A 12013-nucleotide genomic window follows, 5' to 3' on the forward strand; every position below is an offset into this window, starting at 1 on the left:
ACCTGGTCGTCGCGGTCAGCCCGTTCGAGGAGCCGCACCCGCGGATCGTGATCGCCGCCGAACGGGCCGGGGCCCTCGGGCTGCTCGACCTCGGCCGGGATCCCGCGGCCGCCCGCCACGGCTTCGCGGAGCTCGCCCGCCGGCTCGGCGGCCGGCGCCGGTACGGGGTGCGGGTGCCCGCCGGATGCCCGCTCGGGCCCGAGGACCTGCCGCCCGAGGTGGACACGGTGCTCGTGGCCGACCCCTCGGAGCACACCCCGGAGCAGATGGCCGCCTGGGCCGAGGGCGGGCGGCGGCGTGCCTGGGCCGAGGTCACCGGCCGGGCGGAGGCCCTGATCGCGGTGGCCGCCGGGGCGGTGGCGCTCGTCGCCAAGGGGCACGAGGCCGGCGGCCGGGTGGGCGGGGCCACCACCTTCGTCCTGCTCCAGCAGCTGCTGGCCGGGCCCGGACTCGGGGTGCCCGTGCTCGCCCGGGGCGGGATCGGGCCGCACACGGCGGCCGCGGCCGTCGCGGGCGGAGCCGCCGGGGTGCTGGTCGACGTACAACTGGCCCTGACCGCGGAGGGCGAGGCCGCACTGCCCGCCGAAGTGGCCGCCGCGCTCCGGGCGATGGACGGCTCCGAAACCCGGCTGCACGACGGGCACCGGGTGTACGCGCGGCCCGGCCTGACCCCGCCCGAGGGTCCGGCCGCCGCGCTGCTCGGAGCCCGGGACCTGCGGACCCAGCTGCTGCCGGTCGGGCAGGACGGCGCCTCGGCGGCCCGGCTGGCCGCGCGGTACCGGACGACGGGCGGGGTGCTCCAGGCCGTACGGGCGGCGGTCACCGGGCATCTGGGGGCCGCGGTGCGCACCCGGCCGCTGCTGCGGCCGCTCCCCGTCGCCCAGGGGCCGATGACCCGGGTCAGCGACCAGGCCGCCTTCGCCGAGGCGGTGGCCGCCGAGGGAGGGGTCCCGTACCTGGCGCTCGCGGTGATGGACGGCGCTGACGTACGCAAACTGCTCGCCGAGACGGCCGAGCGGCTCGGGGACCGCCCCTGGGGCGTGGGACTGCTCGGCTTCGCCCCGCCCGAGCTGCGCCGGGAACAGCTGGCCGCCGTGGCCGAGGTCCGGCCGCCGCACGCGATCATCGCCGGCGGCACCCCGGCCCAGGCGGCGCCGCTGGAGGCGGCCGGGACCGCGACGCATCTGCACGTGCCCTCGCCGGGGCTGCTCGAGCGGTATCTCGCCGAAGGGGCGCGGCGGTTCGTGTTCGAGGGGCTGGAATGCGGCGGCCACGTCGGGCCGCGCACCTCGTTCGCGCTGTGGGAGGAGCAGATCGAGCTGCTCCTGGGATGCCCCGAACCGGCCGCCCTGGACGTGCTGTTCGCGGGCGGTATCCACGACGCGCGCTCCGCCGCGATGGCGGTGGCGGCCGCCGCGCCGCTGGCCGAGCGGGGGGCGCGGATCGGGGTGCTGATGGGGACCGCGTACCTGTTCACGCAGGAGGCGGTGGCCGCGGGCGCGGTGCTGCCCGGCTTCCAGCGGGCGGCGGTCGAGTGCACGGAGACGGTCCTGCTGCACACGGCTCCCGGGCACGCCACGCGCTGCGCGGCCACTCCGTACGCCGAGGCCTTCGAGGCGACCCGGCGGCGGCTCGTGGAGAGCGGCGCCGGGGCACGCGCCGTGTGGGAGGAGCTGGAGCGGCTGAACCTGGGGCGGCTGCGGATCGCGAGCAAGGGGCAGCGGCGAGGGGCGGCGGCGCCTGCGCCGCTGGAGCGGGTGGACGAACGACAGCAGTACGCGGAAGGGCTGTTCATGCTCGGCCAGGCCGCGACCCTGCGTTCCGGGACCACCACGGTCGCCGCCCTGCACGCCCAGGTCACCGAGGGGGCGACCGAGCTGCTGGAGCGGCGCGCGGTGGAGCTGGCGGCCGCGGGGCAGGACGGGCCGGCCCCCGGGGAGCCCGTGGCCGACCCGCTGGACATCGCCATCGTCGGTATGGCCTGCGCCTACCCGGGCGCGCCCGATCTCGCCGCCTACTGGGCCCGGATCCTCGCCGGGAAGGACGCGGTGACCGAGGTGCCGCCCGAGCGCTGGGACCCGGCGCTGTACTACGACGCCGACCCTTCGCGGGCCGGCGAGCGCACCCCCTCGCGCTGGGGCGGCTTCCTCGACCCCGTGCCGTTCGACGCCCTCGCGCACGGCATCCCGCCGGCCTCTCTGGCCGCCGTCGAGCCGGTCCAGCTGCTGGCCCTGGAGATCTCCGCGCGGGCCCTCGGGGACGCGGGGTACGGCCGGGACCGGGAGTTCGACCGCTCCCGGACCTCGGTGGTCTTCGGCGCCGAGGCCGGTACCGAGCTGGCCGGGGCGTACGGGCTGCGCGCGTTGCACCCCGCCTACCTGGGCGAGCTCCCGCCCGGGCTGGACGAGCAGCTGCCCCGGCTCACCGAGGACTCGTTCCCCGGCATCCTCGCCAATGTGATCGCGGGCCGGGTCGCCAACCGGCTCGACCTCGGCGGCGCCAACTGCACCGTCGACGCCGCCTGCGCCTCCTCGCTGGCTGCGCTGGACCTCGCCTGCCGCCAACTGCGCGACGGGGACAGCGACATGGTGCTGTGCGGCGGCGCCGACGTGCACAACGGGATCAACGACTACCTGATGTTCTCCTCGGTGCGGGCGCTGTCCCCGAGCGGGCGCTGCCGGCCCTTCGACGCGGCGGCCGACGGGATCGCGCTCGGCGAGGGGGTGGGCGCCCTGGTCCTCAGGCGGCTTGCGGACGCGGAGCGGGACGGCGACCGGGTCTACGCCGTGATCAAGGCGGTCGGGGCGGCCAGCGACGGGCGGTCCCTCGGCCTGACCGCGCCCCGGCCGGAGGGGCAGCGGCGGGCCCTGGAGCGGGCCTACGCGCGGGCGGGCATCACCCCCGGCGAGGTGGGACTGATCGAGGCGCACGGCACCGGCACGGTGGTCGGTGACAGCACCGAACTGACCGTACTGACCGAGCTGTTCGCCGCATCCGGGGCGGCGCCCGGGGCGTGCGCGCTGGGTTCGGTGAAATCGCAGCTCGGGCACACCAAGTGCGCGGCCGGGCTGGCCGGGCTGATCAAGGCGGCCCGGGCGGTCCACACGGGTGTCCGGCCGCCGACCCTGCACATCGAGACGCCGAACCCGGCCTGGCAGGCGGAGACCAGCCCCTTCGCCTTCCCCACCGAGGCGCGGCCCTGGGCGGTCCCCGCCGAGCGGCGGATCGCCGGGGTCAGCGCCTTCGGCTTCGGCGGCACCAACTACCACGCGGTGCTGGCCGGTTACGGGGGCGCCGAGGAGGCCTCGCACGGGCTGGAGGAGTGGCCCGCCGAGTTGTTCTGCTTCCGCGGCGAGGACCGGCGGGCGGCGGGGCGCGCGATGGCCCGGCTCGCGGCCCGGCTGGAGGAGAACGAAGCGGCCGGGCGGCCGTGGGCCCTGCGGGACCTCGCGGCGGAGGCCGCCGCCGAGGGGCAGGGCTCGGGCCCGGTGCGGGTGGCGGTCGTGGCCGGGGACCTGGACGAGCTCGTGGCCCGGCTGGAGCGGGCCCGGGGCTTCACCGCGGGCGAGGGGGTCCACGTACGGGAGGATGCGGCCGATCCACGGAAGGTGGCGTTCCTGTTCCCCGGGCAGGGAAGTCAACGCCCCGGAATGCTCGGTGAGTTGTTCATCGCGTTCCCGGCGCTGCAGGGGCGGCTGCTTCAGACGGCTCCGCGGGCCGTCGTCTCGGCGGTGTTCCCGCCGGGCGCCTTCGGCGCCGCCGAGCGGGCGGCGCAGCGGGCGGCGGTCACCGACACCCGGATCGCCCAGCCGGCCCTCGGGCTGGCCGGGGCGGCGGCACATCTGCTGCTCGGGGAGCTCGGCGTACGGCCGGACTGCGTGGCCGGGCACTCGTACGGGGAGCTCACCGCGCTGTGGGCGGCCGGCGTGTACGACACGGAGAGCCTGCTGCGGCTGAGCGCGCGCCGGGCCGAGGCGATCCTCGCGGCCGCGGGGGCGGATCCGGGGTCCATGGCGGCGGTGACGGCCGCGCCGGAGGAGGTACGGGAGATCGCGGCGCGGTCCGGGTGCGTGGTCGCGAACCACAACGCGCCGCGGCAGTGCGCGATCTCGGGCCCGGCGGACTCCGTGGCCGAGGCGGTGGCGGCGCTGCGGGCGGCGGGGCTCTCGGCGGAGCCGATCGAGGTGGCGTGCGCGTTCCACAGCCCGGTGGTCGCGGGGGCGGCCGCCGCGCTGGCCGAGGAGCTGGCCGGGACGGCGGTTGCCGACGCCGCCGTCCCGGTCTGGTCGAACACCACGGCAGGGCCGTACCCCGCCGGCGCCGAGGCGGTACGAAGCCTTGCCGCGCGCCAGGTCGCAGAGCCGGTCCGGTTCGTGGAGCAGGTGGAGGCCATGTACGCGTCCGGCGTCCGGACGTTCGTGGAAGCGGGGCCCGGCCGGGTCCTTTCCGGCCTGCTGGGCCGGATCCTGCGCGACCGGCCGCACACCGTGGTCCCGCTGGACGTGCCGGGCGAGCACGGCCTGTTCCGGCTGGTCACCGCACTGGCGGAGCTGGCGGCGGCGGGCGTGCCGGTGGCTCCCGAGGCCCTGTTCCGCGGCCGCGGCACCCGGCTGCCGGAGCGGGCCCCGCGGCGGCCGGGCTGGCTGGTCGACGGCCACCTGGTCCGCACCGCGGACGGCGCCCCGGTGCCGGGTGGCCTGCAGCCGGCCCGCCGGGTGGCCCCGGCGGCGCCGTCGGTGTCGCCGGGGCCGTCGCCGTCGCCGTCGCCGGCGGACCACCGCGAGGAGGCGGTCCTCGCGTACCTGCGCGGCTCCCGGGAACTGATCGAGGCCCAACGGGACGTCCTGCTGGGCTTCCTGGGCGCCGGATCGCCTGCGGCACGGCCGTCGGCCGAGGCCCCCGACCGCCCGTGGCCCACTCCCGGGGACGCGCTTCCCGCCCTCGGCACGCGGCTGCCCGGCCGGGCCGGCCCGCACGGATTCCCGGCACCGGCCGACGGCTGGGGGCCGGCGGACGGGCCGTCCGCCCACGGCCCGGCACGGACCGGCCGGGCAGGCCCGGGGCTCTGGGCCGACGCGGGCGGAGCCCCGGTGCCGGCGGCGGCCAACGGCCGGGCCGCAGCGGACGGACAGCCCGCGCAGGACGCCGGATCAGCCGGTGGCCCCAGGTCCGCCGGCGAGGTGATGGACGTCGTCCTGGACATCGTGCACACCCGCACCGGATACCCGCACGACATGCTCGGCCCCGAACTGGACCTGGAGGCGGACCTGTCCATCGACTCCATCAAGCGCGTCGAGATCATCGGCGCACTGGCCGACCGCATCGGGCTCCCGCAGGACCCCGACGGCTCCGCCGAGTCCGCCGTCGAGGAACTCTCCCGCCTCAAGACCCTGAGCGGCATCGTCGACTGGGTCACCTCCCACACGACGGCCCCGGCGGGCGCACGCGAGCCCGCGGCATCCCCGGCCCACGGCCTCGCGGACGGTGCAGCCGACCGGGCCGGCGCAACCGGCGGCGGGCATGCGCCGACGGCATCCGAACCGGCCGGCTCCACAGGCGGCGTCCTCTCCGGCGCTGCCGAGCCCGCCGGGTCGGCGGCCCACGGGCTCGGGGCCCGCTCGGCCGAGCCCGCGGGGTCCGCTGTCCGCGGGCCCGCGGTCCGGCGGTTGCGGGTGGAGGACGTGGCCGTCGCGGATGTGGTCGCGCAGGCGGAGGGGGTTCGGGGGCTGCGGGTCGGGGTGGTCGACGACGGGCAGGGGGTGTCGGCCGCGCTCGGCACGGCATTGCGGGGGCACGGCGCCGAAGTGCGGGTCCTCGCCGAGGCAGCTGCCGAGGGCACTGCAGGCCTCGACGGGATCGTCGATCTCTCGGGGCTGCGGGCCGGCGCCGAGCCGGTGCTGCCCGGCGCGTTTCCCGCACTGCAGCGCGCACTCACCGGCGGGGTCCGCCGGCTCCTGCTCGCCACCACACCCGGCGGGGCCGCCGGCGCCGGTCTGCACGGCTTCGCCCGCAGCGCGGCCCTCGAGTTCCCGGGCAGCCTGATCCGCGCCGTGGAGGTCAGCGCCAAGGAGGACCCCGAGCGGGTCGCGGCGCGGCTCCTCGCCGAGCTGGGCGACGTGCACGGCGACGGCTCCTCCGTGGGGTACACCGCCGAGGGCGTCCGGATCACCCGCCGCCCCGTGCCCGCTCCCCTGCCCGCCGTCGGCGACGGAACGCCTCCGCTCGACGCCCGGTCCGTGGTCCTGCTGACCGGCGGGGCCCGCGGGATCACCGCCCGGACCGCCCTCGCACTGGCCCGCGCCACCGGATGCCACGTCGAGCTGATCGGACGTACGCCCCGGCCCGCCGCCGGCGAGGACCGCTTCGCCCAGGCCACCGACCGCGTCGCACTGCGCGCCGCCCTCATCGCCGACGGCCTCCGCAAGCCCGCCGAGATCGAGGCCGCGGCCTCGCGGATCCTCGCCGAGCGCGAGGTACGGGCCACCCTGTCCGCGCTCGGCGCGGTGGCGGCCTCCGTCCGCTACCACTGCGCCGACGTCACCGACGAACAGGCCGTACGGGCCGTCGTGGCCGACGTACGGGAGCGGCACGGCCGGCTCGACGGCATCGTGCACGGCGCCGGGGTGCTGCGCGACGGGCTGCTGTGCGACAAGCAACCGGCCGCCTTCGCCGAGGTGTTCACCACGAAGGTGACCGGCGCCTGCAACCTCGCGGCCGCGGCCGCCGAGCACGGATCGGGGCCCGCGCCGCGGTTCCTGGCCCTGTTCGGCAGCGTCTCCGGGGTGTACGGCAACCGCGGCCAGACGGACTACGCCGCGGCCAACGACGCCCTCGACTCCCTGGCGCACGCCTGGTCTGCGTTCCTGCCGGGCCGGGTGCTGTCCGTCGACTGGGGTCCCTGGGCCGCGGAGGCGGGCGGGATGGTCACGCCGGAACTGGAGCGCGCGTACGCCCGGCGCGGGGTCCCGCTGCTCTCCGCGGAGGCCGCCACCACCGCGTTCCTCGACGAGCTCGCGTACGGGACCGACGTACAGGTGGTCCTGACGGCCCGGGAGGGCGAGGGCGATGAGTGAGCGCGGGCACGGGGCGGGGCGGGGCCCGCGGCCGACCGATGCGGCGATCGTCGGGATGGGCGCGGTGTTCCCCGGGGCACCGGACCTGGCCGCGTACCGCCGCAACCTGCTGGCCGGCACCGATGCCATCGGCGAGGTACCGCCCGGGCGTTGGGACCCGGAGGTGTACTACGACCCGGGCAGCGCGGCCGGCCCCGCGGCCGGGGACCGCTTCTACTGCCGGCGGGGTGGTTTCATCGACGGTCTGGCCGTCTTCGACCCGACCCGGTTCGGGATCATGCCGACCGCGGTGGAGGGGGCGGAGCCGGACCAGATGCTGGCCCTGCACGCGACGGCCGAGGCGATCGCCGACGCGGGCGGCGAGGACCGGCTCCCCACCGACCGCTCGCGGATCGGGGTGGTGCTGGGACGCGGCGGATTCATGGGCGTGGCCACGGCCCGGCTGGACCAACGGGTGCGTACCGCCCACCAGTTGGCGCAGACCCTGCGCGAGCTGGCGCCCGAGCTCGGCGAGCAGCGGATCGCAGCGGTGCGCGCCGCCTTCCAGGACGCGCTGGGGCCGGAGCGGCCCGACGCCTCGATCGGGCTGGTGCCGAGCTTCACCGCCGCCCGGACGGCGAACCGGCTGGACTTCAGCGGCCCCGCCTACACGCTGGACGCGGCCTGCGCCTCCTCGCTGCTGGCGGTGGACCAGGCGGTCGGGCTGCTGGCCGGCGGGCGCTGCGACGCGGTGGTCGCGGGGGCCGTGCACCACTGCCACATCGCCACGCTGTGGAGCGTGTTCACCCAGCTGCGGGCGCTCAGCCCGAGCGAGCGGATCCGGCCGTTCGACCGGCTGGCCGACGGGACGCTGCTCTCCGAGGGGACCGGGGTGGTGCTGCTGAAGCGGCTGGCGGACGCGGAACGGGACGGCGACCGGATCTACGCGGTGATCCGCGGTACGGGCGTGGCCGGGGACGGCCGGGCCGCGAGCCTGATGAGCCCGCTGGTCACCGGCCAGGTACGGGCCCTGGAGCGGGCCTGGCGCGAGGCCGGTCTGGACCCGCGGGCGGCCGGCTCACTGGGCCTGCTGGAGGCGCACGGCACGGGGACGCCGGTCGGCGACGCCGCCGAACTGGACACCCTGGCCCAGGTGTTCGGCCCGCCGGAGGCCGCCGAGCCGGGCGGCATCGGTTTCGGGTCGGTGAAGTCGATGCTCGGGCACACGATGCAGGCCTCCGGCATGGCCGGGCTCATCAAGGCGGCGCTCGCGGTGTACGAGGGGACGCTGCCGCCGACCCTGCACCTGACGGATCCGCACCCGGACCTGGCCCGGACCCGGATGCGGCCCCTCACACAGGCGGAGCCGTGGGAGCGCGGGCCGGCGCCGCGCCGGGCGGGCGTCAACGCGTTCGGCTTCGGCGGGATCAACGCGCACGTGGTGCTGGAGGAGGCCCCGGGAGCCGCCCGCCCGGCGCCTCCGGTACGCCGCTTCCTGCCTCTGGGGGCCGCGGCCGCGCCGGTGGTCGCCCCGGGCGGGCGGGACGACGTACTCCTGCTCGCGGCGGACGGTCCGGCGGAGCTGGCGGAGCTGCTCGCCGCGGGAGCGGGGGCCACCGGGGCAGGGCCCGTCCGGGCAGGGTCGGGATCCGCGGGCGACGGGCCGTGCCGGCTGGCCGTGGTCGGGCCGACACCGCAGCGGCTCGCGCTGGCCGCGAAGGCGGTGGCGCGCGGCCGGGCGTGGCGGGGCCGCGGGGACGTCTGGTTCACGCCGGAGCCGCTGGGCGGCCGGGTGGCCTTCCTGTTCCCCGGCCTGGAACCGGAGTTCGCGCCGGTGGTGGACGACCTCGCGGACCGGCTCGGTCTCACCGCACCACGGCTGAGCCGGGGCGGGGAGCTGATGGAACGGGCCCTCGACGCGATCGCCGCGGGACGGTTCTTCGCCCGCGTCCTGACGGAACTGGGCATCGAGGCGCACGTGTTGGCGGGCCACAGCCTGGGCGAGTGGGCGGCGATGGTGGCCGCCGGCCTCTATCCGCAGGACGCGGCGGACTCCTTCCTGGATTCGCTGCGGCCGGATTCCCTCAAGGTCCCCGATCTCGTCTACGCGGCGCTCGGGTGCGGGGCGGCGCGGGCGGAGGCGGCGCTGCACGGCGTGGCGGGGGTGGTGGTCAGCCATGACAACTGCCCGCACCAGTCGGTGGTCTGCGGGGACCCCGCCGGGGTGGGCCGGGTCCTGGAGCGGCTGCGCTCGCAGGGGGTGCTCGGGCAGGAACTGCCGTTCCGTTCGGGCTTCCACACGCCGATGTGGGAGCCGTACCTGGAGCAGGTCCGCTCCGCGTTCGACCGGCTGCCGGTGAGGGCCGGGGCGGTGCCGGTGTGGTCGGCGACGACGCTCGCCCCCTTCCCCGCCGACGCGGATGCCGTCCGGGACCTGGTGGTGCGGCACCTCCTGGAGCCGGTCCGCTTCAGGGAGCTGACGCTGCGGCTGTACGAGGACGCGGGCGTGCGGAGTTTCGTCGCGCTGGGCCCGGGCAGCCTGCCGGGCTTCGTCGAGGACACCCTCCGGGACCGCCCCCACCTCTCGGTGGCCACCTCCTCCCCCCGGCTCGCGGGCCTGCCCGCCCTGCGCCGCACCTGCGCCGCGCTCTGGACCGAGGGCCACGCCCCGAACTGGGACCGCCTGTCACCGAGTCCCGCCTCCCCCGCACCGACCGGCCCGGCCCGGGCCGTCGCGGGCGGGGGCGTCGCGGAACGGGCCGTCGCGGAACGGGCCGTCGCCCTGGACCTCGGCTCGCCGTTGGTGCGGCTCGGTGCGACGGCACGCGCCGCGTTGGGGGGTCTGGCTCCCCGGCCGGAGGGGGGAGATCAGCCGGGTCTGCTGTCCGCGCTGGACACCGCCCTCGCCGACACCCGCGCGGCCGCGCAGGCCGTCACCGAGGCCTGGTCGACCGTCCGCGGGGCGGCAGGCCCCGCAGCTGCCGGTCCGCCGCCAGGGCCCCTCCCCTCGCACTCCTCGGGCCCGCTGCCCGGGATGCCTCCGGGCGCGGCCGCACCCACCCCGCGCAGGGAGCTCGGGGCGGGTGCGGGGAGGGCCACGGGGACGCACCGGCTCCGGGTGTCCCTCGACGCCATGCCCTACGTCCGCGACCACTGCGTGTACCTGCAGCCCGACGGCTGGCCCGAGGACTCCGACCGGTTCCCCGTCGTTCCCATGACGACCATGCTGGAGCTGGCCGCCGACGCGGCCCGCCGGCACGCCCCGCCCGGCGCCGCCCTCATCGGCTACGACGACGTACGGGCCCTGCGGTGGCTCCCCGCCGCGCCCGCCCTCGACGTCAAGGTCAGCGTCCGCAGCGACGGGCCCGGGCGGATCCGGATCGGACTCGGCCCGTACGCCTCCGTCGTCGTGCTGCTCGGCCCGGGCCACGGGCAGCCGCCCGCGCCCGACACCACCCCGCTGCGGGATCCGCGCCCCGCCCCCGTCAGCGCCGAGGCGCTGTACCGGGACCGGTGGATGTTCCACGGCCCCCGCTTCGCCGGCGTCCACGAGGTCCGGACCGTCGGCGCCGACGGGATCCGCGGAGTACTGCGGGCCCTGCCCGACCCGGGGGCGCTGCTGGACGCCGCCGGGCAGCTGTTCGGGCACTGGATGCAGCTCGAACTGCCCGTCGACAGGCTGGTGTTCCCCGCCACCGTGGACCGCATCCGGTTCTTCGGGCCACCGCCCGCCGCCGGCGAGCCGGTCGCCGCCACCGCCCGGGTCCGCGAGGTGCGCGACGTCACCGTGCGCGGCGACCTCGAGCTCAGCCGCAGCACCGGTGAGGTATGGGCCCGGATCGAGGGGTGGACGTACCGCCGCTTCGGCGCCGACGAGCGGGTCTGGCCGATGAAGTTCACCCCGGAGGTGTGCGGCATCGGCGAACCGCAGCCCGCGGGCTGGTGCCTGGCCCGGCGCCGCTGGACCGACCCGGCGTCGCAGGAGCTGGTCATGCGCCGCTACCTCGGTGCCGCCGAGCGGGCGGCGTACGGGCAACTGCCTCCCCGCGCCCGGGCGCCGTGGCTGCTGGGCCGGATCGCGGCCAAGGACGCGCTGCGGCAGCTGCTGTGGGACGGCGGTGCGGGGCCGGTGTTCCCGGCGGAGGTCCCCGTCGGAAACGATCCCCACGGGCGACCCGTGCCCGAGGGTGCACTGGCCTCCGGCTTCCGGCTCTCCCTCGCCCACAAGGACCGGATCGCCGTCGCCGTCGCCCACCGGTCCCGGGCGGTCGGGATCGACGTGGAGCCGGTCACCGCCGACCCCGACGCGCTGATCCGGATCGCACTCGCCCCGGACGAGCTCTCCCTGGCCGAGGCCCTGGCCGCCCGCGGTGGAACGGGCCTGCCGGGCGCGCTCACCGCTCTGTGGTGCGCCAAGGAGGCCGCGGCCAAGGCGGCGGGTACCGGCCTCGGCGGCCGCCCGCGCGCCTGGCGGGCGGCCGACGACCCCGGCTCCGGCGGGCTGCGGGTGCTGTCCCCCGACGGGCACCGATACGCCCTCCGTACGTCCTTCCTGCCCGACGGCCACGTCGTCGCCTGGACCGCCCACCCCGCGGCGCCCGACCGCGCCCCCGTCCCCTTCACCCTCACGGAGACCAGCCATGGCCACTGACATCCTCGCCGAGATCACCGGCATGCTCGTGGAGATCGTCGGCGACGAGTTCCTGCTTGCGGAGGAGGTCACGATGAAGACCAGGTTCAACGAGGATCTCGCCCTGGAGAGCATCGAGTTCGTCGCCCTCGCCGAGCTGCTCCACCATCGCTACGGCGCCGGGGTGGACCTCATGGGCTTCCTCGCCGAGAAGGACATGGACGCCATCCTCGCCATGTCGGTCGGTGAACTGGTCACGCACATCGGCCGGGTCACCCATGCCTCACTCGCCCGGGCGGCGGCCACGCCGACCGCCTCGGCCGGCTGAGCC

3 protein-coding genes are annotated in these 12013 nt (G+C 77.4%); all 3 read left to right on the forward strand.

The genetic code is table 11. The annotated features are described in order from the left end of the window. The first annotated feature begins 266 nt into the window (after window positions 1–266). From ACZ5WG_RS19720 to ACZ5WG_RS19730, 3 genes are read left to right on the forward strand one after another with little or no spacing between them, the layout of a single operon-like run. A complete protein-coding gene (locus tag ACZ5WG_RS19720; RefSeq protein WP_468725056.1) occupies window positions 267–7073 on the forward strand; it encodes an SDR family NAD(P)-dependent oxidoreductase in 6807 nt (2268 codons plus the stop codon). After that, entirely contained in the window at window positions 7066–11703 is a 4638-nt protein-coding gene (locus tag ACZ5WG_RS19725; RefSeq protein ID WP_468724674.1) for a beta-ketoacyl synthase N-terminal-like domain-containing protein, read from the forward strand. The genes ACZ5WG_RS19720 and ACZ5WG_RS19725 overlap by 8 nt, the downstream gene beginning before the upstream one ends. After that, the gene (locus tag ACZ5WG_RS19730) at window positions 11693–12010 is read left to right on the forward strand and encodes an acyl carrier protein (RefSeq protein WP_468724676.1); all 318 of its coding nucleotides are present in this window, start codon (window positions 11693–11695) and stop codon (window positions 12008–12010) included. The genes ACZ5WG_RS19725 and ACZ5WG_RS19730 overlap by 11 nt, the downstream gene beginning before the upstream one ends. The last annotated feature ends 3 nt before the right edge of the window (window positions 12011–12013 follow it).

It is taken from the genome of Streptomyces sp. NPDC032745 (genome assembly GCF_055579465.1).